Annotated in this window: 18 protein-coding genes and 1 pseudogene; 9 read left to right on the top strand and 10 right to left on the bottom strand. The window is 48.7% G+C overall.

The window, feature by feature from the left end; genetic code table 11:
* Positions 1-298 precede the first annotated feature (298 nt).
* A complete protein-coding gene (locus tag HQN90_RS17285; protein ID WP_173220890.1) occupies positions 299-820 on the bottom strand; it encodes an NADPH-dependent FMN reductase in 522 nt (173 codons plus the stop codon).
* Positions 821-1,106: 286 nt separating this feature from the next.
* Here HQN90_RS17285 and HQN90_RS17280 point away from each other — a divergent pair, with 286 nt between their 5' ends.
* From HQN90_RS17280 to dgoD, 6 genes are all read left to right on the top strand, one after another.
* A complete protein-coding gene (locus HQN90_RS17280) occupies positions 1,107-2,453 on the top strand; it encodes an ABC transporter substrate-binding protein (protein WP_173220888.1) in 1,347 nt (448 codons plus the stop codon).
* A 90-nt stretch (positions 2,454-2,543) separates the two neighbouring features.
* Positions 2,544-3,428 (top strand): ABC transporter permease subunit, encoded by an 885-nt coding sequence (locus HQN90_RS17275; protein WP_173220886.1) that lies wholly within the window; start codon positions 2,544-2,546, stop codon positions 3,426-3,428.
* Complete coding sequence (locus HQN90_RS17270; RefSeq protein ID WP_079415320.1) at positions 3,425-4,240, top strand: carbohydrate ABC transporter permease; 816 nt, start codon at positions 3,425-3,427, stop codon at positions 4,238-4,240. The genes HQN90_RS17275 and HQN90_RS17270 overlap by 4 nt, the downstream gene beginning before the upstream one ends.
* Positions 4,241-4,348: 108 nt before the next feature.
* Positions 4,349-6,106 (top strand): sensor histidine kinase, encoded by a 1,758-nt coding sequence (locus HQN90_RS17265; RefSeq protein WP_173220884.1) that lies wholly within the window; start codon positions 4,349-4,351, stop codon positions 6,104-6,106.
* A complete protein-coding gene (locus HQN90_RS17260) occupies positions 6,103-7,719 on the top strand; it encodes a response regulator transcription factor (protein WP_173220882.1) in 1,617 nt (538 codons plus the stop codon). Before HQN90_RS17265 ends, HQN90_RS17260 begins: the two co-directional genes overlap by 4 nt.
* A gap of 79 nt (positions 7,720-7,798) precedes the next feature.
* Positions 7,799-8,947: a galactonate dehydratase gene (gene dgoD, locus HQN90_RS17255; protein ID WP_173220880.1), complete on the top strand. Its 1,149-nt coding sequence runs from the start codon at positions 7,799-7,801 to the stop codon at positions 8,945-8,947.
* A 123-nt stretch (positions 8,948-9,070) separates the two neighbouring features.
* Here the strand turns inward: dgoD and HQN90_RS17250 are convergent, their stop codons facing one another.
* Complete coding sequence (locus HQN90_RS17250; protein WP_173220878.1) at positions 9,071-9,904, bottom strand: DUF72 domain-containing protein; 834 nt, start codon at positions 9,902-9,904, stop codon at positions 9,071-9,073.
* 107 nt (positions 9,905-10,011) lie between these two features.
* Positions 10,012-10,942: pseudogene (locus tag HQN90_RS17245) on the bottom strand (aldo/keto reductase).
* Positions 10,943-11,200: 258 nt separating this feature from the next.
* Between HQN90_RS17245 and HQN90_RS17240 the strand changes: the two are divergent.
* On the top strand, positions 11,201-11,749 hold the full coding sequence (locus HQN90_RS17240; RefSeq protein WP_173220876.1) for a hypothetical protein: 549 nt from the start codon (positions 11,201-11,203) through the stop codon (positions 11,747-11,749).
* A 404-nt stretch (positions 11,750-12,153) separates the two neighbouring features.
* Here HQN90_RS17240 and HQN90_RS17235 read toward each other — a convergent pair whose 3' ends face one another.
* From HQN90_RS17235 to HQN90_RS17225, 3 genes are read right to left on the bottom strand one after another with little or no spacing between them, the layout of a single operon-like run.
* Positions 12,154-14,463, bottom strand: a complete 2,310-nt coding sequence (locus tag HQN90_RS17235) for a glycoside hydrolase family 95 protein (protein WP_173220874.1) — start codon at positions 14,461-14,463, stop codon at positions 12,154-12,156.
* Between the two features lie 12 nt (positions 14,464-14,475).
* Entirely contained in the window at positions 14,476-16,884 is a 2,409-nt protein-coding gene (locus tag HQN90_RS17230; RefSeq protein ID WP_173220872.1) for a glycoside hydrolase family 2 TIM barrel-domain containing protein, read from the bottom strand.
* 12 nt (positions 16,885-16,896) lie between these two features.
* Complete coding sequence (locus HQN90_RS17225; RefSeq protein ID WP_246362542.1) at positions 16,897-17,997, bottom strand: glycoside hydrolase family 88 protein; 1,101 nt, start codon at positions 17,995-17,997, stop codon at positions 16,897-16,899.
* A gap of 190 nt (positions 17,998-18,187) precedes the next feature.
* Between HQN90_RS17225 and HQN90_RS17220 the strand changes: the two genes are divergently transcribed.
* Both HQN90_RS17220 and HQN90_RS17215 read left to right on the top strand, forming a co-directional pair.
* Positions 18,188-19,054, top strand: a complete 867-nt coding sequence (locus HQN90_RS17220) for an AraC family transcriptional regulator (protein WP_173220868.1) — start codon at positions 18,188-18,190, stop codon at positions 19,052-19,054.
* A 7-nt stretch (positions 19,055-19,061) separates the two neighbouring features.
* A complete protein-coding gene (locus tag HQN90_RS17215) occupies positions 19,062-20,213 on the top strand; it encodes a winged helix DNA-binding domain-containing protein (RefSeq protein WP_173220866.1) in 1,152 nt (383 codons plus the stop codon).
* 115 nt (positions 20,214-20,328) lie between these two features.
* Here the strand turns inward: HQN90_RS17215 and HQN90_RS17210 are convergent, their stop codons facing one another.
* From HQN90_RS17210 to HQN90_RS17195, 4 genes are all read right to left on the bottom strand, one after another.
* Positions 20,329-20,976, bottom strand: a complete 648-nt coding sequence (locus tag HQN90_RS17210; protein ID WP_173220864.1) for a hypothetical protein — start codon at positions 20,974-20,976, stop codon at positions 20,329-20,331.
* A 63-nt stretch (positions 20,977-21,039) separates the two neighbouring features.
* A complete protein-coding gene (locus HQN90_RS17205) occupies positions 21,040-22,458 on the bottom strand; it encodes a sensor histidine kinase (RefSeq protein ID WP_173220862.1) in 1,419 nt (472 codons plus the stop codon).
* Positions 22,452-23,156: a response regulator transcription factor gene (locus HQN90_RS17200; protein WP_173220860.1), complete on the bottom strand. Its 705-nt coding sequence runs from the start codon at positions 23,154-23,156 to the stop codon at positions 22,452-22,454. Before HQN90_RS17200 ends, HQN90_RS17205 begins: the two co-directional genes overlap by 7 nt.
* 184 nt (positions 23,157-23,340) lie before the next feature.
* Positions 23,341-25,002: a glutamine--tRNA ligase/YqeY domain fusion protein gene (locus HQN90_RS17195; RefSeq protein WP_173220858.1), complete on the bottom strand. Its 1,662-nt coding sequence runs from the start codon at positions 25,000-25,002 to the stop codon at positions 23,341-23,343.
* Between the last annotated feature and the right edge of the window lie 51 nt (positions 25,003-25,053).

The raw sequence follows: 25,053 nt of genomic DNA, 5'->3' as shown, positions 1-25,053 counted from the left end.
AATAATCGATACCAATGGGGATTAAAAAAGATGACCCCTGTGCAATACAGGAATCATCTTTTGTTAGCTGCCTAGGTTAAATCGAGTTTTTTAAAGTGTCCTTGACAGAGGGTCCAGATCAAAGCAATAAGAGTCTTTATGAGCTCCTATTGATACAAAAAGCGGCTGTTTTTCACGAATAGAAGTCTTTGGGGACTCTTATCTGGCGGAGCATTAACTGCACTCCCAAGCTTTGAAAATAGAAAAAGGAGCTGTCAACTTAGATGTATCTGCTTTGAGTCAGCCTCTCCAACATCTATCATTTATATATAGACAAGCTGCCAATCAGCCCGTTTAACTCACTCCTAAGTTCCTCATCTATCCAAACACCGCCTGAATCCAACTTCTTATTTACATTCCCAATCATGCTTGAGCCTACGATAGAAGCCGTCATCATACGCAGTGTCAGCAACAGTGAATCATGGGCCTTCTCCGCTCCAGTCGCTAACGGCGAAGCACTTATAACCGCTGTTGGCTTATCGACGAACTCGCCCGATGACACGATCCAGTCTAATGCATTCTTCAGCACACCGGGCACACCATTGGCATACTCCGGTGTACAGAGGATGATTCCATCTGCTGCTTGCAGTGCTTTGCGCCACGCTTGCACGGCTGTCGGCGGCTCATCCCCGTCCAAATCCGGATTGAAATGCGGCAAATTGCCGATTCCCTCAAATACACTTAGGTTGAACTCAGGTGGCGCTGCATCTTTTAATGCATAGACAAGTTTAGTATTCAGCGACGCCGTTCGAAGACTTCCTGATATCGACAATATGTTCATGTTCAAATCCCCTTCCTATCTCTGCGGATTGTTCTTCCTCTATCATAAACGATAACATTAACGTTAGGGTCAAGGCTCTTTGTGTCTTTGTCCTGCTGTTGGATACAGTCTGCTCAGCTTTTGAATAAACAGCGCTGGTTTGAATCATAATGCAGGCAATACCCCGATTTGCTTCAGTCCTAGTTATCCATGTTGAATCTTAGTTATATCAACCGAATAGAGGAATCAGGTACTCTTAGAGATGTAAACACAACCATTTCAAAGTACTTGGGAGGTCATATACGAGATGAAAAAATCATTCAAACAATGGATCGGCGTCGGTACAACGTTCGTCATGGCTGCAACAGTGATTGCCGGATGCGGCAATACATCCAATCAGGCCGGGCAATCGACTACAGCACCAAGCGCTGCAGCAACAGCGAATGCGAAACCCTTCGCAGGCAAAACGATCTCCTTAGTAACGGCCAACCATCCATGGGCAGAAGCCATCAAGCCTTTGCTGCCTGATTTTGAGAAGGAAACCGGCATCAAAGTGAATGTTGAAAGTTTTTTTGAAGATCAGCTCACACAGAAGCTAACTGTTCAGTTCACTTCCGGATCTGCAACACCTGACGTCTTTATGTATCGCCCTCTGCAAGAAGGCAAGCTTTTCTACAAAAACGGCTGGGTTCAACCTCTTGACGAGTTCGCCCAAAAAGCGAAGGATTACGATTTCAACGACTTCTCCAAATCTGCCATTGGCTCAACGACCGTAGATGCCAAATTAGCAGGTATCCCGATTATTACCGAGCAAGAGATTTTGTACTATCGAAAAGATTTGCTGCAGAAGGCAGGCATTGCTGTTCCCAAAACATTGGACGAGCTTACCGCGGCAGTCAAAAAGCTGCACGACCCCAAAAATGAGATGTATGGATTCGTAGCCAGGGGCCAGCGTTCACCTCTCGTTACACAGGTTTCTTCCTTCTTGTATTCCGAGGGTGCAGACTTCACGACTGGCGACAAAGCCAGCATCAATACACCTGAAGCGCTCAAAGCCTTCACAACCTACGGCACCTTATTGAAAGACTATGCGCCTCCAGGCGTTCTGAATATGTCTTGGCCGCAAGCTTTCGGCATCTTTGCCCAAGGCAAAGTCGCTTTCTTAACGGATGCGAACTCTCTCTACCAAAATGCCACTGATCCAACGAAGTCCAAAATCTCTGATCAAGTCGGTTTTGCCGTGTTCCCTGGCGGTAAAGCAGGTTCCAAGCCATACAGCATTACATCTTGGGGACTTGCCATGAATGCCAAATCCGCCAATAAAGATGCGACTTGGGCGTTCATTCAATGGGCCACAAGCAAAGATGTTGTGTTGAAAACACAGCAAAAAGGCAATCCCGGCGCCCGTGCTTCCGTATGGGATAAACCGGAAGGCACAACCGGCTTCCCGGCTGAACTCGTACCAATCATCAAGGAAAGCTCCAAAACAGGCGTTGACCACGACCGTCCTACGGTTATTAGTGTAGGCGAAGCGCGTGATGCAGTTGGCGAGATCGTTCAAAAGGTCATGACGGGTGAAACGAATCTTCAACCTGTTGCCGACAAAGCCAACCAAGCGCTGCAAACGATTATGGACAAAGATAAAACAAGATAATGCTGGATTATACGGGTGAAAAGGGGTCATCTTATGGCCCCTTTCCTCTTTCATACGGCACCAATTAGCATCAGGAAGGGTGAATGCAGCGTGCAATACAGTTGGTTTAACCGCAACTTAAAATGGATTTATACACTACCCGCCGTCATCTTCGTCCTGCTGATGATGTTATTTCCGATCATCTATACCGTTCGGATCAGTTTTTATGAATGGAGCATGTCCGCAACAACGCCACCCCTTTGGGTTGGCTTGTCGAATTACATCGCCTTAATCAAAGATGAACGCTTCTGGCATGCTGCCGGTTCTACCTTTTATTTCACCTTCGCAGCACTTGCCCTTGAAGTGATTCTTGGCATCGCTATCGCCTTGCTGCTTTCCAGGGAGTTTCGCGGGAAAAACCTCGTAAAGACCGTTTTCCTTCTCCCTATGGTAGCAACGCCTGTAGCCATGGGCTTGGTCTGGATGCTGATCTACGAGCCTACAATTGGGGTAGCCAACATGATGCTCAAAGCATTTGGTTTGCAGCCGCTTCTCTGGCTTGCTTCTCCTAATCAAGTCATCCCTTCGTTAGTTATCGTCGATGTCTGGGAATGGACGCCTATGATTGCGCTCATTATTATGGCGGGATTAGCCACGCTGCCAACAGATCCTTATGAAGCTGCGGATGTTGATGGGGCAAGTACTTGGAGAAAGTTTGTTTCCATTACACTTCCCTTGCTGCGCCCAACCATTATTGTTGCAGCTATGCTGCGTTTGATTGATGTCTTGAAAACCTTCGATATCATCTATGCGACGACACAAGGCGGACCGAACTTCGCTTCTGAGACTCTGAATCTATACGGTTATGTGCTCGGCTTCCAATACTTTAAGCTGGGAATGGCTTCTTCGCTGCTTGTTATTTTCTTCGCCCTCGTAATGGGACTAACTTTATTTATGATATGGATGCGCAAACGAATGGAGGGAGCTACATCATGAAGAAAAAGAAAGGGCCGCGAATTGCCCAAACGCTGCTCACCTTCCTAGTCCTAATCGTATTCGCTTTCCCCTTCGTTTGGATGCTGCTTGCTTCCTTTAAGACGCAATCACAAATCTTGTCGACAGGCCAGCTGTTTATCTTTAAACCGACGTTTCATAATTATGTCAGCGTGTTTAAGGAATATGATTTCATGAAATTCATCTGGAACAGCTTTCTGGTTGCTTTTGGATCAACCTTGCTGTCTCTTATTTTAGGACTGCCTGCTGCTTATGCGATTGCTCGGCATCACCTTCATAAGTTAGGTCTTCTCATCTTAGTTGCGAGAATTATTCCTGGGATTACTTTCTTGATCCCATGGTTCATCTTGTTCTCCAAGATTCATTTGGTGGATACGTATACAGCCCTTATTCTTAGCCATATGCTTGTTGGATTGCCTTTTATTATCTGGATTATGATCTCCTTTTTCGAAGCTCTGCCAACTGAGATTGAGGAGTCAGGGCTTATCGACGGCTGCACGCATCATCAGGTTTTCTTGCGTATTATTTTGCCCATCTCCGGGCCTGGTGTTATTACGGCATCCCTGCTGTCTTTTATTTTCTCGTGGAACAACTTCATGTTCTCAGTGATTCTAGCCGGTGACAAAACAAAGACGCTTCCGATTGCCGTATTTAACTTCATGTCGTATTCCGAAATCAACTGGGGCGCCTTGATGGCAGCTGCTTGCATCATCACACTTCCGGTTCTCATCATCGCATTAGTTTCTCAGCGTTATGTGGTAAGCGGACTTTCCGCCGGTGCTGTTAAAGGGTAACGACGAGAATAGCGTATATGGGAGCCAGCGACTTTCATTTGGATGTTATCTCTCGTATATTAATTTCTAAGTTGGTTAGCTTAGCAGATACGTGGAAGGTGACATCCTATGCCCTATAAACTGAATATTTTCAGCAAAATTTTAATTTTGTTAGTTCTACTCCTTATTCCTATCGTCTTGCTCTACAGCTACACAAATCATATTACGAACAACGTTGTTCAGGATCAGATTCAATCTTCCAACTTGAACCAGCTGTCCTTTTTTATGCACCAGTTGGACGGGGATGTTGAGCGGTTAGCCATGTCTCCCGTGATCTTGGGAAGTGATCCCTACGTGCGTGAGTATATAGATAGGAACGATTCTCCCAGTTATGACATGCTGAAGGAGCAATCCCGCATGATCCAGAAGCTTAGCCTGCAAAGCGTCTCCAGCGGGTGGGTGAATGAACTCACTATTGCCATTCCCAAAGGGAAGCAAGTGTTGTCATCCAGTATTTTCGTAAATGGCACGGATACTTGGCCATGGCATAGGAAGATTCAGCGAACATGGACGTATGAGGTACGGGAGAGCGATAAAGGTATCGGATCGTTCATCAGAGAAATCAGTGAGCCTATTCGCGCACAGACTGTGGATCAAACAAATGTGCTGTATCAAGTAAGATTTAGTGTTCAGAATATGGTTCAGCTGCTGGATGTTTATAAGAAAGATAAACGAAGCGATCCTTTCCTGGTAGATGGCGGGCAAGGGTCTATTCTCAACAGCTCTTCAGATCCAGCCATAACGGCTTCTATCAAAGAGCAATTAATCGGTTCTGATTTACCGCTTTCGGGGCAAATGCAGACGCAAATCAATCAACAGCAGTATTTGGTTAGTTATGTGAAATCAACGCAATTAGGCTGGTATTTGGTCGATTATGTGCCGGTTCAGAAGATCCTGTCTCCCATCACCATGACCCGCAAATTATTTTACATCACGATCGGCCTCCTGCTCGTCATGAGTGTGTTAGCTTCTTTCCTACTGTACCGGAATGTACAAATTCCTATCGGCAAAATGATCCAAAGTGTACAGAAGGTGAAACGAGGCGACTTATCAGCTCGAATCGATTATAAAGCCAAAAATGAGTTTGATTTCCTGATTCAACGCTTTAATGAAATGGCAACGCAAATTCAAGTTCTGGTCGAAGACGTGTATGCAGAGAAGATACGCTCGCGTGAAGCTACATTGAAGCAGCTCCAATCGCAAATCCACCCGCATTTTCTGTACAATTCCCTATTCTTCATTATCAACTCGGCGGAGATGGATGATAAGGAATCCGTGGTGGCCATGTCGCAAAATTTGGCCGAGTTTTATCGCTATACCACAAGGGTTGAGAAGCAGGCTGTAAGATTGCAGGATGAACTGAACTTAGTCGTCCACTATTTAAATATTCAGCAGCTTCGTATTCATCGACTGACCTATGAGATCGCCATCCCGAAAGAGATGTTGGACGAATCCGTGCCTAGACTGATTCTCCAGCCGCTCGTAGAGAACGCCATCATTCATGGCATTGAGCGCAGTTTGGAAAGCGATCATATTGCAATCAAAGGGGAGCAGAATGCGGAGTGGAACCGTATCATTGTCGAAGATAATGGCCGTGGACTCAGCCAAGAAGTCTTAACTAAGCTGGCGAAGCAGCTCGAGCAGCCGATGTCTGATGACATTGGCTGTGGCACATGGAACGTTCATCACCGGTTGTTTTATCAATTTGGCGAAGGATCCGGACTTACTTTTCAAATAGGAGAAAAAGGGGGCATGAAGGCTGTGTTGACTTGGAAGCGAGATAAGCAGCAGGAAACCCTTCCTGCTATCCAGGAGAGTAGACCATGATTCAACTTCTAATTGTTGATGATGAGGCGCATGTGGTGGACCGGCTGCATGCCACGATCGATTGGGCATCTCTTGGTATTGAGCAAATTTTCAAAGCTTATTCGGGACAAGAAGCCTTGGAACTGCTCGAGCAGTTTTCCATTGATATTGTCATTACAGACATTCAAATGCCAGGTATCACTGGCCTGCAGCTAATTGCTGAAATTAACCATAGATGGCAGAAAACCAAGTGCATTCTATTGTCGGGTTATTCGGATTTCAGCTACGCCAAAGAAGCGATCCTTCAGGGTACAGAGGACTATCTGCTTAAGCCCGTCACCGAGAAGGACTTGCTGGCTACGGTTGGGCGAGTGATGGATAAACTTCAAAAAGAATGGCAGGAAGTCTTTTCTACGCAGCGGCTTGCCTATACGTTCAAAGAAAATTTGCCTCTGCTGCGAGGGAATTTGCTGAATGATCTCCTGCAGGGCCGTAAACTATCCGGGCTCTCTCTTCGCGAGAAAATGCACATGCTGCAACTGCCGGACTTTCATGAGCAAGCCTGTGTCTGCATGATGATTCGGCTTGAATCCGATTTCCTTGAATATGATATGGGGCGTCTATCTTTAATGGAATATGCCATCAGCAACATGGTTGAGGAGCTATTCGCCGAGAAATTCGACAGCTGGCCTACGAAAGACGCCCATGATTATTTAGTTTTTATGATGAAACGGAAGCCGGGAGCTTCTGAGAAGGAAGACCCTGCTTGGCTTGAACGAACAGCAGCCGTCCTCCAATCCGCCGTAAATAACTATTTGAAGGGTAAAATCTCTATTTTACTCAGCAGTTGGGGAGAGTTTCCCGCTGATATCACAACCCTGTACAACGCTTCATTAAGTGCCTTTCGCAAGCGAATTGGCAGTGAGCATGAATTGTTGATGGTGCTTGGCGATGAATCCGCCCAGACGGAGCTTTCGGCTTTGCAAAGACTATATGAGCCCCCTACGCTCAACCATCTTCTCGAAGCGGCCCGCTGGGAGGATACGGAAGAGAAGCTTTCCTTGATTTTCGACGAAATGGAAGCGAAATTTTCCGAGTCGCAGGAACATTTGCTGGAAGTTTACTTCTCTGTCGCGTCTGCGTTTGCTTATATTGCTCATAAGAATGGCCGACCGTTGCACCAGCTTATTGGCGGCGATTATGAGAAAATGACCGAAGGCATCCCCTTTCGCAGCGTAAACCAATTGCGTGATTGGTCCTTGCGCTCCCTGCATCGCATGAGGGAAGATATGGATCGAGAGAGAAAAGATAGCCGCGTCTCGCTCATTAATGACATCCGATCCTTCATTGAGCAGCATCTTGCCAGCGATGTCTCCTTACAATCGATAGCAGATCACGTATATCTCCACCCTGTGTACGTATCTAAGATCTATAAGCTGGAAACCGGCGAGAACTTAAGCGATTATGTCAATCGAGTGCGTATGGATAAAGCAGCCTATTTGCTGAAAAATGGTCAAGACAAAATTTATGAAATTGCTACACGACTGGGCTATCAGCGTCCACATTCCTTTAACCATGCTTTCAAAAAGCATTACGGAATGACCCCGCAGGAATATCGCGATCAATATTCTTAGTGGTAAAAGGCATCGTACAGGCAGCCCAATAGATTCAGTACGTTGTAAACTTTGCTAGATACAGGAGAGGATGAATACCGTGAAAATTACGAAGTTAGAGCTGTTTAAGGTGCCGCCAAGATGGTTGTTTTTGAAAATTGAAACGGATGAAGGCATCACCGGCTGGGGAGAACCTGTCGTTGAAGGGAAGGCGGATACCGTCGCAGCGGCTGTGATGGAAATGAGCGACCAGATCATCGGGAAAGATCCGATGCGCATCGAGGATATGTTTCAAGTGCTGTACCGAGGCGGATTTTATCGCGGGGGCCCGATTCTTTCGAGTGCAATTTCTGGCATTGAACAGGCCTTATGGGATATTAAGGGCAAGTTTTACAATGCCCCTGTTTACGATTTATTAGGCGGTGCCTGCCGTGACCGTACACGTGTCTATTCCTGGATTGGCGGAGACCGCCCAAGCGACGTTGGCCAAGCTGCCAAACTGCAAGTTGAAGCCGGTTTCACCGCGGTAAAAATGAACGCTACCGAAGAGATGCACTACATTGATTCCATCCGCAAAGTAGATGAAGCTATTGCTCGGATCGCAGCCGTGCGCGAAGCCGTTGGCAAAGACGTCGGGATCGGCATCGACTTCCACGGGCGCGTTCATAAATCCATGGCCAAAATCATCGTCAAGGAACTCGAACCCTATCGTCCGATGTTCATTGAAGAACCTGTTTTGCCTGAAAATAATGAAGCGCTCAAAGAAATCGCCCGCTACACCTCCTGTCCAATCGCCACCGGTGAGCGCATGTATACGCGTTGGGGCTTCAAAGAACTATTAGCACAAGGCATCGTCGACATCATCCAGCCCGATCTTTCCCATGCTGGAGGTATCCTGGAAACTCGCAAAATCGCCGCCATGGCCGAAGCCTACGACATTGCTATCGCGCCGCATTGTCCACTAGGGCCTATCGCATTGGCTTCCTGTCTACAGCTGGATACCTGCTCCCCGAACGCCTTCATTCAGGAGCAAAGTCTAGGCATTCATTACAATCAGGGCAGCGATTTGCTCGACTATTTGAAAGATCCTTCTGTGTTCCAATATGAAGAAGGCTTCGTGAAGAATCTAACCGCTCCCGGTCTAGGGATCGAAATCAACGAAGAGAAAGTCCGCGAAATGGCAGCCATTGGGCACAATTGGAAAAATCCCATTTGGCGTCAAGCGGACGGCACTGTGGCTGAGTGGTAGGAAAGCACTTCTATATTTCATAAACCAGAGCCTGTCCATGCTTGCTTGTGGTGTGAACAATCTATACGGAAGTTCTCATCACAAGCGCATGGGGAAGCTTTGCAGCGTGAAACGCAGCCTCGACTAAAACAAATCCAACTGCCTCGGCGCCAGCCCCTCATAATCAATCCCCAACATCGCCATCAACTCCTTGGCATTCCCAGCCGCGTGTCCACCTGAGTTATTGTTAAACACCACACAAACCTCTCGCGTTTGCTTTTGCAATTGAAGCAGCCAGTCCTTCCATTCTAGCAATTCTTGGCGATTGTAATGATATAAATATCTGACATCGCGCCAGTTGGCCTCGTTATTCTGCACCCAACCGCCGACATTCCGTCCGTGGAAGCGAACTATCGTTTGCTCCGGATGCGTCGCTTCTAGTACCGTTGGAACGGAGCCTATTCCTGCCTGCGGCTCATCACAGATGCTGTGAATCCAGCCCTCTTTTTTCATAAAAGAGAGTGTCTTTTCCCTCATTTCCTCCGTAAACCAGCTCTGATGGCGGAATTCCAGCGCTAAAGGAACGTCTCCCATCCTAGCTTTCGCATCTCGCAGCACATCGACATTCGCTTTGGTGCAATCGAACCATGGCGGGTATTGAAACAAGACTGACTTCAGCTTGCCCGCTTCTTGAACCGGCTGGATCGACTGCCGAAATACCTCAAACATTTGCTCAATTCCACCGGCAAAAGGGTTCTCCCCCCGCAGGTGGCCTGTCATGCCTTGGTAGGCTTTGATAATGAAGCCGAAATTATCGGGTGTTTCCTGGAGCCATTTGAGGTAGTTGCGTTCCGGCTGTATGGCATAAAAAGAGCTATCCAGCTCCACAATGGGAAAGTGTGCGCCGTACTCCCTCAGCTTTCCCTTGCTGCCGCCCAGCTCATGGTCCCCCCAACCGGCTAGACCGATATTAATCATCGCCGTCCCTCCTCTGCCATTGTTTCCCTTTATTTTACCTTTCCGGGAGAACGGGAACAACTCAAAGGCTCGTCCCAGCCGGGTGGCGGGGATAGCCCTTTGGTGAGCTATTTAAAAATACGATCAATTTCGTTGATTTCTTCTTCTGTCAGGTGCACGTCTAATGCTTTTAAATTATCCAGCACTTGCTCTGCTCTTTTGGCTCCGGGAATGACAACATCTATAGAATCATGTGTTAAATACCAAGCAAGGACTATATGAGCAACTTCGGCATTTTTTTCATTGGCAATTTTACGGAGCTGCTCTACCTTTTCTAGATTTTTTGTAAATTTACCGCCCTGAAAGTGAGGCATATCTTTGCGTAGATCATTGAATGTCATGTCCTTATTGTATTTACCGGCCAGCAAGCCAGATGCTAGTGGAAAGTATGGAATAAACGAGATATTATTCTCTGTCGTATATGGAAAGAATTCTTGTTCCGCTTCACGCTGCAGCAAACTGTAGTTTCCCTGTAATACATCGATATAACCATCCTTATTTGCTTCTTTCAATTGTTCAAGTGAGAAGTTAGAAACGCCAATTGCTCTAATCTTACCTTCGTCCTTAGCTGTTTTAAGACTCCAACCGCCTCATCTTTTGGCGTATCCTGATCTGGAAAATGAATATAAAATAAATCTATGTAATCTGTTTGCAGCCTTTTAAACTATCTTCAACGGATTGTTTTAAAAAAGCAGGCGAATTATCCATAGCAACATCATTGCCGACAAGTATAAGGCCTCCTTTTGTTGCAAGGATAAGTTCATGACGCTTTCCTGCTTCTTTTACCACTTCACCTACTAGCTCCTCTGAACGTCCTGTTCCATAAAAAAACGCTGTATCTAAAAAATTCACTCCGTGGTTGATCGCAGCCCGCACCAAATCTTTTCCTACTTCTTCCTTTAAATTAGGATAAACATTGTGCCCACCTACAGCGACTGTTCCAAGTCCAATTGGATTGACAACTAAATCTGTTTGTCCAATTCGTGTTTGTTTCGTCATTCTCTTCAACTCCCTCTCATCTTTCTGCAACTTCTGGAATACGACCGGCTTGGTTAGACTGGTTTTTACCGGTATCCACATCATAATGCCTTACGTTACGTAAGTTTCAAGAGCATACTGAAAATTTTAAGAATGATCCCGCCCTAAACAATCCGATCAACAGCAGAACTATTCACCCTGAGCCCTCCTCCCAAATCTCATCTGTTTCTCAGAAAAGTAAGCTATATTATTCCTATCTCGACAAAGGAGGGGATGGAGATGCAACCCTTTAACTCATTTACAAAAAAAATATCATGGATCCCTCAGAAAGAACGTCTCTTGTTACTTGTTGCGATAGCTGCAGCCTTCCTGCTTTTAGTATGGCAATTATGGAGCCTGCTGCATCTTCCAACCGCTACTTTGCACGACCGCCGATTTGAGCATACGTTTAAAAATTACGGCTCGAATGCAAGATTGGCACTGTTTTTCGTGCTGGCTAATTATGTACTGGCTGCTACTATCAAACAACGCGTATGGGATCGATGGAGTTACTTGAAAAAGGGGATCGTCGCGTTGCTTCGGTTCGTAAAACGATGGCATACCCCTGCTGCTATAATTGCGATCTCCCTAATTGTCCTTCATGTTGTCGCCGTCTTCCTGTATGGTTTTAAATGGGATTTTAATAATATTAGCGGGCTCCTTGCACTGCTGGTCCTGCTCCCAGTGCCGGTTTCCGGATTGTTTCGCTATAAAAGATTAGACCGTAAGTGGCATATGCGCTCCGGATTGGCTTTTGCTGTGTTATTCTTGATTCATGCTTTTTTATAAGAAGAATCTTCAGGGAATCTCCTTTATGGACCTTGGTCCACTCCTTAAACACACATAAATTCTGCATGCTAGGAAGTGTATGACTGGATAATTTCTTCGCGGGCTGAGACTGCCTTTTTTGGCTGGCTCAGAGTGGGTTGAGGGCTTTTCTGCTCTTGAGACGGCCTTTTCGGCTGGCTCGGGGCACTTTTGCGGGGATTATGCCTACTTCGCGTGCTGAGACTGCCTTTTTGGCTGGCTCGGGGCGGGTTGGGGACTTTTCTGCTTCTGAGACGGCCTTTTCGGCTGGCTCGGGGCGCTTTCCCCGGGATTATGCCTGATTCCCCAGCCTAGACTGCCCCTTCCACCAAAAACAAGAAGCAAGCCTGCTATATATCCAGCAGGCTTGCCTCTCCATATCTACTCTAGCCAACAACTTGATAAATCTTGCCCTTCTGCACCTCGAAGCTCGTTAGCAATCCTCCGTCGGAGCTGGCGATCTCTTGTCCATCCACCCTCACGACAACTGGCGATTGGGTGCGCACGGTACAAACACCATCCCATGCTGCATGGATTGTCGCTTCAGTTAATTGTCCCTTGTCCCAAGTTAGATCCACTTCGTAGCCACCGTGCGCTCTTAATCCTTTGATGTAGCCGGTCTCCCAGGCACCAGGCAAGGCTGGCAGCAGGTTAAGCTCGCCCATGTGGCTCTGAAGCAGCATCTCGGCTATGCCCGCTGTCGCTCCAAAGTTTCCATCAATCTGGAAAGGGGGATGCGCATCGAATAAATTCACATAGGTGGACTTCTCAAACAGATTCATCACATAAGCGAAAGCCGAGTCCCCATCACCTAGACGAGCGAACATGTTGATAATCCAAGCGCAGCTCCAGCCCGTATGGCCTCCGCCGTTATCAAGCCTTCGGCGCAAAGTCAGCTTCGCTGCTTCAGCCAGCTTCGGTGTCGCATGAAGGTCAATCTGATTGCCAGGATGAAGCGCAAATAAGTGGGAGATATGCCGATGGCCCGGATCAACCTCTTCATAATCCTCGCGCCATTCCATCAGCTGGCCATTGGCTCCGATTTGAGGCTGCGGAAGTTTCCCCATTCGCTCAGACAGCTGATCGCGGAAGCCTGCATCGCACTGCAACAGTTGGCTGCTTTGGATACATGCTTCAAATAAGGCATGCACAATCTGCGTATCCATAGACGGCCCCATGCATAAGGCACCTTTATCGCCATTTGGCAGGAGGAAGCTGTTTTCAGGGGAAATGGAAGGCCCTGTAACCCACGTGCCATCAGGAGTCTCTGTCAGATAATCCACAAAAAATTCTGCTGCCTCTTTCAAAATGGGGTAAGCCCGCTCGCGTAGAAAAGCCTCATCCTTGGTATAGGCATAATGCTCCCATACATGCAAGCTGAGCCAAGCGGCTCCCATCGGCCAAATTACGCTCGTCGGCAAAATCCCTTCCGGTCTGGTTTCGGCCCAAATGTTTGTATTATGATGAGCGACAAACCCGCCGCAGCCATAAAGCGTCCTGGCCGTTATTCGCCCCTTGATCCGCATCCTGTCAATGAGCTCGAACAGCGGTTCATGGCATTCGGATAATCCGCATACCTCGACAGGCCAATAGTTCATTTGTGTATTGATATTAATCGTATATTTAGACTCCCACGGTGGAGTGAAGCTTTCATTCCAGATTCCTTGCAGATTGGAAGGAAGACTGCCGGGACGGGAACTCGCAATCGTCAAATAACGACCGTACTGAAAATACAGTTCCGTGAGCATCCTTCCATGCTCCTGACTGCCTCGCTCAACGGCCTTCAGCAGCTCATCAGTTGGAATAGACGCTGCTACTTCCACCGGAGAAGACAAACCAAACTGTACGCGTTGGTACAAGGAACAGTAATCCTCTATATGCCTTTGCTTCAATTCCGAGTAGGTATAGGCTGAGGCCTTTTGGAGCTGCATCAAGCTTGCTGCCTTCGGATCAGGTTCCCGGAAGGAGCTGTTTGCGGCAAACAGCAGGGTCACTTCGGAAGCGCCTTCCACGGAAATGAAATCACCAATCGTCTGTATGACGCCGTCGGACGCTGTTCCCTTCAGAATACCGGAAAAGGTCACGCCATCCTTGCCGCACTCCCCATTCATAACAACGCTGTCTGTGGAAAGCGCATAACTCTCTCCTTCAAAAGGGCGCCGATTCAAATTCACACAGAAGGTAAGACCGCCCGGCTTGCTGCAGGTCAAATGAATCGACATGATCTGATCGGGATAGCTCGAAAATAGTTCACGGCTATAGCTTGTGTCGCCAACCTTAAAGGTTGTCCGAGCTACGCCTGTTTGCAGGTCCAACTCACGGTGATAGGAATGAACTTCCCCTTGAAGACCACTAAAAAATAGCTTCATTTCCCCAAGAGGCTGATATGGATTATAGTATTTCGGCGAAGAAAACAAGGCCATTCGTGCTAAATACGTTGCTTTCTGCACATCACCGTCAAAAAGCAGCTTGCGAATTTCCGGGAGATATTGCGGTGCGTCCGGATTTTCGCCTTCCTTTGGCCCGCCGTACCAGATCGAATCCTCGTTAAGCTGAATTTTCTCCTCCGCAACGCTGCCGAAAATCATTCCGCCTAAACGACCGTTGCCAATCGGCAAGGCATCCGACCACTGACCCGCTGGCTGCCGGTACCATAATTTCAGATGTTGAGTTTCCTCAGAGCTATGATTTCCCATAGATCCCCCTTGTCAAATTAATTGGCCATATTTAGGAAGCATCACCATTGCAGCCTTCAAGCCATCAGAGGTAACCGCTGCACTTCCTTCAGCATCTTCCCGACATTCCACATAAATCCCTGCACGCCCGTTAGCTAGCTGCACATACCGGCTTCCAAGCGCAGTGCCAAGGTTATCCAGCAATCGACCTTCTCCGGATACGGAAAAACGAACGAAGTTCGACGCATCAGGACAGTAGACGTCATTCACGTCGTAAGCTTTGACCTCTAAGAACACCTTATTTTCCGATAGCCTAGTAGCTGTGAGCTGCAACTTGTTGGGTGAGAGCCACTTCTCCACTTGATATTCGAAGCTTACCTCATCCATGACTACCACGTCATCTTTGCGGGCAACGACCTTCAGCTGGTTGACTCCTTCGGAGAGCTCAATATCCCAACGAAGACCCGCACAAGGGAAATTCTGCGAATCCCTCAATTTGATACCTTGGCTGACCCCATCCACGAACAACTCTGCCTCTGGACAGTTGGAATACACGCGCACACGCTTCTTCTCGCCAAGCTGACCCCATCGGACATTCCACGAGTGTCCATAAATTCTCACCATCGGCTCTTTGCTCCAATAAGATTGGAAGACGTAGAAGGCATCTTTCTTCGTAAAATCCCGCTCTACTACGCCCTTTTGATTGACGTAGGGGACAGGATTATCCGGACGGACTGGTGTAGAGAAATCCTTGAACACCCATTGAGCCGTACCCGTCAACCACTCCATGGTTTCCTGCGACTTCAGATGCCAATCCACGAGATCGCAGAAATACGTTTCCGACCAGTCTCCCAGAACGGATACCCGTGGCTCTCCCCCAGACATCAGGAAGTCGCCGTCACGCTCCTCTGCGGTTGATCCTTCCGTTATATCTCTGAACCCGGTATAAGGCTTCTCGACATGCCGTCCAGCCATATTATCCGCGCCCCATTCCATATGGAAGAATCGGTCGGTATTCTCGAACTCGTTGCGGCTGTACGTTTCATATTGCGTATAAATGCCACGATACCAACCTGCCCAAATCGATGGCGAGTACACGTCTACAATATCTTTGCAAAACTCACAACGACGAATAGCGGTTACACGCTGAGGATCGTGTTCATGTGCATAATCATGAAGCTCCTTCATGAACGAGCGGATTGCATCTTTATCAAAATAAGTGAAGTCGCCTTCCCAATCGTTTTCATTCCCTAATCCCCACAGGATAATTGAAGGATGATTATAATGCTGATCAATCATCGCTTCCAGCATATCCTTGCTTTGCTTCTGATAGTCCTGATTGCCAAGGCCACCCCTGCACCAAGGAATCTCCTCCCAGACGAGCAAACCCAACTCATCACATAAGTCCAAGGCCAGTGCGGACTGTTGATAGTGGCCCAACCGGACAAAATTGGCCCCCATCTCTTTAATCAACAGCATTTCGGTGCGAATCATTTCCTCCGTCATGGCGGCGCCTACGCCGGCATGATCCTCATGGCGCTGAGTGCCGTTTAGCAGCAGCCTTTTGCCATTCAGCGTAAACGGGCCTTTTTTCATAAATTCAAAGTAACGGACGCCAAAACGCTCCGTTTGCTCCGTTGCCCCATGAACACTTTCAAGGATAACGGTGCATGTATATAAAGCCGGATGGTCCGGCCCCCATAAAGCAGGAGCCTGAATCACCTTCAAAGCTGTTTCTCTCATCCCCTGCCAAGGCTCACAGATCTCTTCAGAACGAGCTATTTCTTGACCTTCCGGATTCCGCAAAAGCGTAGTTATCTTCAACTTCTCCGCAGCGTTCGTTGGATTATACAGTCTGGCGTTCACCTGAATTCGAGCTTGTTGCTCAGAAACCTCGCTGACCTTAACATGGACCCGATCCAAAGAGATCTGGGGCACATACATCAGATGCACATTCCTGTACAGGCCTCCGTACAAATTAAAATCGCTGATATCTGACGGTATCGTTTGCAGATCACGGGAATTATCCGCTTCAACAGCAAGTGGCGTACATGTATGGTAAAGCGGATTCCCCTTCACACGCTCCGAGGCTTCTGTGATATCTACAACAAATTCATCGTAGCCCCCAACATGTCTATGGATCAGCTCATCAAACACATAGATCGCTGCCTTTTGCCCTACGCCTTCGAAGCGAAGCCGCGTTCTGCCGGCGGGATACGGATTTCTAAGCTCGAGCTTATGGCGATACCAGCCCGGTCCTTGATAATATTTCACATCGGGATCGACGGTGTCTGCGCTGTTATAACAATGGGGAAGCGTGACCGTTTCCCAGGGTAAATGATAAAAGCTGTTCGGCAGCTTTTCTTCGCGCCAGACTTCCCAAGCGCCCCCCAAGCTGCCTTTATAATGCTCCCAGCCTTCTACAAGCTTGATCGACTTCATGATGACCCTCCGTTAAAAAATTCTGTTTTTCCAGCCAAGCAGCTTGGCCAGCGTCTCTACATAGTAGTAGTCACCATAGATGAGTGATACATCTATATTGGAATCGGCAGGCTTATTGCCAGTGCCGCAAGTAAGAATAGCCTCGTAATCAGGTTTGTCCCACACCCCGTAGTGGCGAGTGAGTCCAAGCATGATTCTCTCCGCCGCTTCCCGATAAGGACGACCTTGCACGGGAGGCAGCGCATCTGCCAGCTCCAGCAAGCCCGAAGCCGCACACGAGCCTGCGGAAGTATCACGCGGTTCGTCCACAAGCGACTCTGCCGCACGGAAATCCCAATGAGGGACGGAATCGTCTGGCAGCATCGCCAGGAAATAATGAGCTACCCGCTGAGCTGCATGCAAATACTTCTTATCTTGGGTATAGCGGTAAGTATTCGCCATGCCGTGCAGCGCCCAAGCAGCTCCTCGGCTCCAGCTGGAATCCGGTCCGGCTCCTTGACCGCCAAGTGATTCGATAACCTCACCTGTATAGGGATCAAAGCTTACTATATGATTAACGGAGCCGTCTGGACGTATAAAATGTTCCACAACGGTATCGGCATGGGCTCTGGCAATCATGTCAAACCGCGGGTCCTTGATTTCCTCGGCTGCCCAGAATAGAAGAGAGAGATTCATGGAGCTATCCACGATGGACCAACCAGTCTTATCCTGATTCCAGGCGCGCAAGAACTTGCCTGCCATGTTATAACGTCCCGCCAAGAAGTTGGCAGCTGCCAAGCCGCGTCTTCTGCCCGCTTGATCCCCGGTCAGCTTGTACTTCACGACAGCGGTAGGCAAATATTGAAAACCGACATCATGGTGAAAATTGTTATCCTGAACGGACTTTTGCTCAAATCGCTCATCCCAGCTCCAAGCCTTCTCACGGTAGTGCGGCTTTCCTGTCAGATCGTACATAATCCACAAAATGCCCGGCCAAAAGCCTGCAGTCCACCAATCGTGACGCATATCATCGTATTTACCGGTATCAGGAGGAGCCACATGCGGCGATTTGTCACCGATCTGAACGATCATTTGGTCCACCTTAGCCTGTATCGCTTCCCACAGCGGCGGCATGATTTCCTGCCAAGTCCCCTCTTGCAATCGCTTACTCAATTCCTTATTATCCATCCTCATAGCCTCCTCGGATTAACTGCTCCATATAAGATTCTTCTTACAGGATAGCTTAACAAATCCAGAAGCCTTTATGTTTGGTCTGGTTATGATAAAATGTTGTTATATTACGATTTTCCAATGAGGTTCTTCTATGAAAATTCTCAATTACTTAAATTTGAACCAGCACCCCATACAGTGCTCTTATAGCTTCGACCGAACGCATGATTTCAAAGAAATCTATCACTCCCATCAAGGCATGGAACTGCTGTACGTTCACGAAGGACAAATCAGAGTCATCATGAACCAACAAATTTTCGACTTAAAGCCCGGTGATTTGGTGTATTTCCAGCCTTTCCAGCTTCACCGCATTCAATTGAAGCTGGAAGATGAATCCCGTTATGTGCGGACCTTATTCGTATTTGAACCGTCAGCGATTGAACGTTATGTGGCTCCGTTTCCGGCGCTGCTCGCTTTTTTCCATCGCCTGTGGAAAGAACCTTTGCATATGCAGGTATTCACACATCTGCCTCAAGAGCTGACGCTCCGCAAGCTGACCGATTTCAAGCATCGAATGGACCATGCTTCAACAGAGCAGCTGCTGGAAGAACAGGCATTATGTCTGCTGGAGCTGCTTCATCACCTCAAAGCCTTTGAGGAAACTTCGCTGCAATCCCCGCCGCCGAACAGGCCCAGCTCCTTCGTTGCCAAACAAGTGATGGAATGGCTGGAAGAACATTACAGCGATGATTTCGAATTGAACCGATTGGCCAAAGCGATTCATCTTTCACCCAATTATGTATCCGCTGTCTTCCGGCAAACGATTGGTACAACGATTACCGAATACTTGACCGCCCTCCGCATCCGTCAGGCTTGCTGGCTGCTGAAGACCAGCAGTTTGAGCATAGAGGAGATCGGCCGCTCTATCGGCTTGCACAACGCTTCCTACTTTTCCCAAATGTTTAAGAAGCACGTCGGCCTGAGTCCCTACCGTTACAAGAATATCTCCTCCAAAGGATAGTGCTGCGATGACCATTTCGAAACCAAAATCAACCGGGCAGACAACAAACCAGCCCTTGAGCACGCGCGCCCTTAACCGGGCCCTTCTCGCCCGGCAATTGCTCTTAAGCCGCTCGGACCTGTCCGTCCGCGAAGCGGTCCGGCATCTCGTCGGCCTGCAGGCGCAGGCTCCCAACCCGCCCTACGTGGCGTTGTGGGCTCGACTGCGGCAGTTCCGGCATGAGGAGCTGTCTGCGCACCTCATGGAGAGAAGCATGGTGCGCATCGCTCTCATGCGCTCCACCCTCCACCTCGTCACGGCAGACGACTGCGTGACGCTGCGCCCGCTCCTGCAGTCGGTGCAGGAGCGAGGCTTGAAGGGCTCGTTCGGCAAGAAGCTTGCCGAACTGGACCTGGATGCGCTCGCCGCTGCCGGGCGAGCGCTGCTGGAGGCGCAGCCGCTCACCTTCAGTGAGCTCGGCAAGCGCCTCCAAGCCCTGTGGCCGCATGGCGACGCCACAGCGCTATCGCAAGCGGTGCGCTGCCGCTTGCCGCTTGTTCAGGTGCCGCCGCGCGGCATCTGGGGCGCCAGCGGACAAGCCGCCCACACGACCGCGGAGGCGTGGCTGGGCCGCCCGCTGGCGGAGGAGCCGGACCTGGGAGCCATGCTGCTGCGCTACCTGGCGGCTTTCGGACCTGCCTCTGTCAAGGATATGCAGGTCTGGTCCGGCTTGACTCGGCTGCGCGAGGTCGTCGAGCGGCTGCGTCCCAGCCTGCTCGCATTCCGCGACGAGCAAGGAAATGAGCTGTTCGACCTTCCGGGTGCCCCTCGGCCGGATCCGGCAACCCCGGCTCCGATGCGCTTCTTATCGGAGTTCGACAACATGCTCCTGTCTTACGACGATCGCAGCCGCATTCTGCAAGATGACGATAAGCATCTGGTCTTCACAGACAATGGCATCATTCGCGCCACACTGCTGGTTGATGGCTTTGTCTGCGGCATTTGGTCCGTGACACAGAAGCGCAAAGCGGCCGATTTAAACATTTCGCTTTTCCGTCCCATCTCGGAGGAGCAGTTGAATAGCATCCGAGAAGAAGCAGAGCGGCTATTCGATTTTATTGCGCCTGATGCGGAAACGAAGGATATTCACATCACATATTCCCGAAATACCTCATTATAATAAACGTACTTGCTACTCGGATATTTAAACCCTAGAAACATCCCCTTCATGCTCAGGCTGCAAACACAAACAAACCCCAAGGCTGCCCTTGAGGTTTGTTCCTGTATTCCTATATTTACTTTTGGGCTTTCTTGTCCCATTTTGCTTTCAAAGCACTTTCAACTTCAGCGAATACTTGCTCTGTCGTTTTGCCATCCGTAGAAATACCCAGCTTCGCAGCCTTCTTGTTCACAGCCGCCGCCTTCTTCGCATCATGGCCTGCTTTCAACGCTGCGCGAATCTCTTTGGCTGTCAGTCCGTCTGAGGCAATCCCCGCTTTGGTCGCTTTGTCTTTCAGCTTCGTCAACGCCGCTGCTTTCAGATCCGCTTTGATTTCCTTGTTCGTTTTGCCTTCCGTGCTAATTCCCTGCTTCGTGGCTTGTTCTTGCAGCTTCGCTTGAACCGCGGCTTGGATATCTGCCTTCAACTGCTCAGTTGTTTTCCCGTCTGTGCTGATGCCCAGCTTCGCAGCCGCTTTATTCAAGCGCTCTGTGTTCTTGGCAGCAAGCGCAGCTTTAATCTCTGATTTGATTTGTTCATTGGTTTTGCCTTCCGTGGAAATCCCCAGTGCTTGCGCTTTATCTTGCAGCAGCTGCTTCAGCGGGTGGGAGGTGCTGGCCGTTGAGGCAGTGGTACTCCCTTGAGCATCCTCGGCAAATGCTGCCACTGGAACGGATAAAGCAATAGCACCTAACAACGCTAGACTTGTTAATTTTTTCAACATAAGTATTCACTCCTCAAATGGTTTCGTCTATAACTTCCTTACGAACCTTATCTTAGTCAATAGTTATGTCATAAGTTTGTCATGCGGCGAAACATCTGCGATCGGTAGGAAAACTTTAAAAACAGTCCCCACTTGAAGCTTCGATTCTACGCGTATCGTGCCCCCATGCGCTTCAATAATATGCTTGCTGATCGTCAAACCGAGGCCTGCCCCAGACTGGTTGCGGCTTTCATCTGATTTGTAGAAGCGATTGAAGAGCTGCGGCAGTTTCTCCGGCGCTATGCCTGGACCGTTATCCCACACTTCGATCCAGCGCTCATTTTTGACCGATTTCACCCGAATCCCCGCTTCCGATCCCGGCTCAATATGATTGATGGCATTATCCAGCAAATTAATAAACACCTGTCTAAGCCGATCAACATCCGCGTACACCATATAAGGTGAAGCAGCCTCAGAACTCAGCTCTATGTCCATGCCTTTGGCTTTCATCTTAAGCTGGGTCACGACAAGGCCAATGACGTCCGTGACATCAATATGCTGGAAGTTGAGCTTCACCTGCTTCTCCTCAAACGATGACAGCTCCATTAAATCATCCACCAAGCTGCTCAGACGAAGCGTTTCTTGTAACGACACTTGAATGAAATCCTTCGCATCCTTCGGTTCAACGACACCATCGGTAATCCCCTGCAGAGACGCCCGAATCGTGGTCAGCGGTGTCCGCAGCTCATGTGAGATTTCGGAGAGAAACCGTTTGCGGCTTTCTTCCACCTTCTGCAGCTTGCCCGCCATCCGGTTCAGCGAACCCGATAAAGAGGCGATTTCGTCATTCCCTCTAACAGGGACTCTCCCGCTGAAATCCCCTAGGGCCAGTGCCTCCGCTGTCTTGCTCATGAGCTGTATCGGCTTTACGAAATGCCGGGAGACGAAGTACAACACCGCCATGGCCACCAGCGCAATCGATATCGCCGATATTAAAATCGCCCGATTGATCCCATCAATCGTTCCTTCAATACTCACGATTGGTGTATATAGGAAAATACCTCCGATCACATTTTTGTCCTGAAGGACCGGTCTTCCTACGATCAACATCTGGACTGTGCTGTTCTGGGCAAAATTACTCCGTACGGTTACCTGATTGCCCGACAACACTTTATCTACCCACACCTTGCGTGCAGGAGTCTCACCAATGGACTGAACTTTATCCAGATTCACTTTAGGGTGCTTAACGACAGCAACGTGAACGTTGGACGACTTCTCAATACTGTTGATTTGCCTTCGGAAATCCTTCGACTGTGTCGAACCATCAAGCAGCCCCTTGGCCAGCTCATCCACTTGCTCCACCTTCTCAAGCAGCAGCTTCTCGCTGCGATCATAGGTTTTCTGCTGCATGGAATAACCGATCGTTCCCGATATCGCTAGAATGGATACAATCGTAATGGACATATATACGAATAAAAGCTTTCTATAAAAGGAGTTCAGCATGCGTCAGGGCCCTCAAACTTATAACCTACACCCCAGACAGTGCGAATTACCCAGTCTACTTTGCGTTCGGTCAGTGCAGACAGCTTCTGCCTTAAGCGCTTGATATACAGATCCACGACACGGTCCTCGCCTTCAAAATCCCAACCCCAGATCTTCGCAATCAAATCTTCTCGAGTAAACACTTGATTCGGATTACGCACGAAAAACAGCAGCAGCTCATACTCCTTTTTGGGCAGCGCCACCAGTTGTCCTTCCACCGTCACATCATGAGACAACACATCGACACGCAAGCTGCCGATTTCATAAATATGTGCTGGTGCAGCAGCCTCTGCGCGAAGCAGCGTCCTGCGAAGAATCGTCGTGACACGAGCAACCAGCTCATTCGGGTCAAAAGGTTTCACCAAATAATCGTCAGCGCCCATCTGCAAGCCTTCGATCCGCTCGTCCACATGGCCTCTTGCTGTCAGCATGAGAATGGGGACATCACTTTGGGCCCGGATCATCTGACAGACGGACCAGCCGTCCCGTTTAGGCAGCATAATATCCAGCACGATAAGATCAGGGCTTAGCTGCCCGAACTGCGTCAGCGCCTGCTCTCCATCATGAGCTGTGAACACTTTATACCCGCTCTTCTCCAAATACAGCTTCGTAATCCGGCAAATATTATGATCATCATCAACGACCAAAATGGTTGTCATCCGGGCAGCACTCTCCTAAGCGACATGTGTCTAATCTCCTACAAGACTTCGTGGCAGGAAGCTTGTTTTCGTCCTACTATAAGCAAATAGTACAGCAATTTTCAGCAAAAAGCATGCATGAAATAAGACAAAAAAAAGCCCAGCCCACTTATTCAGTGAGGCCGGACGTTTATCACACTATCGCTTACACTTCGAACGAGCTTTTCAGCGAAACAATCAAGTTAAACACCAATTGCTCGCTAGTCGTATGTTTGGGATCTACATTGAAATAGCCATGGCGGAAAAATTGGAACTTATCCAGCGGCTTCGCTTGCTTCATGTTGTCTTCGACGAAACCTTGGACGATTTGCAAAGAGTTCGGGTTCAGGTTCTCTAGGAACGTAGCATTTTCGTCTTCTGAGTCGTCCAAGATGAGCGGTTCGTACAAGCGGAACTCCGCAGGTACGGCGCTTTTTGCATCCACCCAGTGGATCGTTCCTTTGACTTTACGGCCTGTGAAGCCGCTGCCGCTTTTCGTTTCTACGTCGTACGTGCAGTGAAGCTCAACGACTTTGCCGTTCTCATCCTTCACGAAGTCATTGCATTTGATGAAGTAAGCATGCTTCAGCCGCACTTCGTTGCCGGGAAATAAGCGGAAATATTTGTTCGGCGGATTTTCCATGAAGTCGTCTTGCTCAATATAAATCTCGCGGGAAAACGGAATTTGGCGGTTGCCCATTTCCGGATTCTCGGAGTTGTTCTCAGCTTCTAGCATCTCGACTTGGTCTTCCGGATAGTTCGTGATGACCACTTTCAGCGGGTTCAACACGCCCATGGTCCGAAGAGCTTTCAACTTCAAATCCTCACGGATAAAATGGTCCAGCATCTTCGCGTCCACCGTGCTGTTGCTGCGGGCAACGCCGATTTCGCGGGCAAAATTGCGGATCGCTTCCGGCGTAAAGCCTCTGCGGCGCAAACCGGAGATGGTCGGCATTCGCGGATCGTCCCAGCCATCAACAGCTTTCTCGTCAACGAGCTGTTTCAGCTTTCTTTTACTCATCACCGTATTCGTTATATTCAAACGGGCAAACTCATATTGTCTAGGTACATTCGGCATCTCGCATTCGCGGATCACCCAGTCGTAGAAAGGACGTTGATCTTCGAACTCAAGCGTACAAATGGAGTGCGTAACGCCCTCAATCGCATCCTCAATCGGATGAGCGAACGCGTACATCGGATAGATGCACCAAGTATCGCCTGTATTATGATGATGCGCATGCACCACACGATACAGAATGGGATCACGGAAATTAATATTCGGAGAAGACATATCGATCTTCGCGCGAAGCACTCGTTCCCCGTCTTTAAATTCACCTGCGCGCATACGCTCGAATAGACTTACGTTCTCTTCTACGCTGCGATCGCGGTGCGGACTGTTCGTACCTGGCTGTGTTAAAGTGCCGCGGGCTTCACGGATTTGATCCGCTGTTTGGTCATCCACATAGGCCAAGCCTTTGCGAATCAAAACAAGCGCACGTTTGTACATTTCTTCAAAATAGTCCGATGCAAAGAACAATCCGTCCCACTGAAAGCCAAGCCAAGCCACATCGGCTTTGATCGATTCTACATACTCGGTATCTTCCTTGACCGGATTCGTATCGTCAAAGCGGAGGTTCGTCAGCCCCTTGAATTCATCCGCAAGTTCAAAGTTAAGACATATCGATTTGGCATGCCCTATATGAAGGTAACCGTTCGGCTCCGGGGGAAATCGGGTAACGACCTGGCTGACTTTGCCTGTTTTCAAATCTTCGATTACAATGTTCTTAATGAAATTGGATGGAGTGCTTGTTACGCTCTTCGTTTCCATATTCCGCCAGCCTTTCTCCCACAGGTTAAAGTTTTATTTTCTATCATACAC

This window comes from Paenibacillus alba, from assembly GCF_013204855.1.
Classification (GTDB): domain Bacteria; phylum Bacillota; class Bacilli; order Paenibacillales; family NBRC-103111; genus Paenibacillus_E; species Paenibacillus_E alba.
Note: the sequence above shows the minus strand (reverse complement) of the source record. Positions and strands in the feature narration are given on the sequence as shown.

Coding starts and splice junctions, on each gene's coding strand:
- HQN90_RS17285 (WP_173220890.1), bottom strand. CDS start 820: ATGAACATATTGTCGATATCAGGAAGTCTTCGAACGGCGTCGCTGAAT.
- HQN90_RS17265 (WP_173220884.1), top strand. CDS start 4,349: ATGCCCTATAAACTGAATATTTTCAGCAAAATTTTAATTTTGTTAGTT.
- HQN90_RS17230 (WP_173220872.1), bottom strand. CDS start 16,884: ATGAAGTCGATCAAGCTTGTAGAAGGCTGGGAGCATTATAAAGGCAGC.
- HQN90_RS17225 (WP_246362542.1), bottom strand. CDS start 17,997: ATGCCGCCGCTGTGGGAAGCGATACAGGCTAAGGTGGACCAAATGATC.
- HQN90_RS17215 (WP_173220866.1), top strand. CDS start 19,062: ATGACCATTTCGAAACCAAAATCAACCGGGCAGACAACAAACCAGCCC.
- HQN90_RS17205 (WP_173220862.1), bottom strand. CDS start 22,458: ATGCTGAACTCCTTTTATAGAAAGCTTTTATTCGTATATATGTCCATT.
- HQN90_RS17240 (WP_173220876.1), top strand. CDS start 11,201: ATGCAACCCTTTAACTCATTTACAAAAAAAATATCATGGATCCCTCAG.
- HQN90_RS17200 (WP_173220860.1), bottom strand. CDS start 23,156: ATGACAACCATTTTGGTCGTTGATGATGATCATAATATTTGCCGGATT.
- HQN90_RS17270 (WP_079415320.1), top strand. CDS start 3,425: ATGAAGAAAAAGAAAGGGCCGCGAATTGCCCAAACGCTGCTCACCTTC.
- HQN90_RS17280 (WP_173220888.1), top strand. CDS start 1,107: ATGAAAAAATCATTCAAACAATGGATCGGCGTCGGTACAACGTTCGTC.
- HQN90_RS17195 (WP_173220858.1), bottom strand. CDS start 25,002: ATGGAAACGAAGAGCGTAACAAGCACTCCATCCAATTTCATTAAGAAC.
- HQN90_RS17235 (WP_173220874.1), bottom strand. CDS start 14,463: ATGGGAAATCATAGCTCTGAGGAAACTCAACATCTGAAATTATGGTAC.
- HQN90_RS17250 (WP_173220878.1), bottom strand. CDS start 9,904: ATGATTAATATCGGTCTAGCCGGTTGGGGGGACCATGAGCTGGGCGGC.
- HQN90_RS17260 (WP_173220882.1), top strand. CDS start 6,103: ATGATTCAACTTCTAATTGTTGATGATGAGGCGCATGTGGTGGACCGG.
- HQN90_RS17210 (WP_173220864.1), bottom strand. CDS start 20,976: ATGTTGAAAAAATTAACAAGTCTAGCGTTGTTAGGTGCTATTGCTTTA.
- HQN90_RS17220 (WP_173220868.1), top strand. CDS start 18,188: ATGAAAATTCTCAATTACTTAAATTTGAACCAGCACCCCATACAGTGC.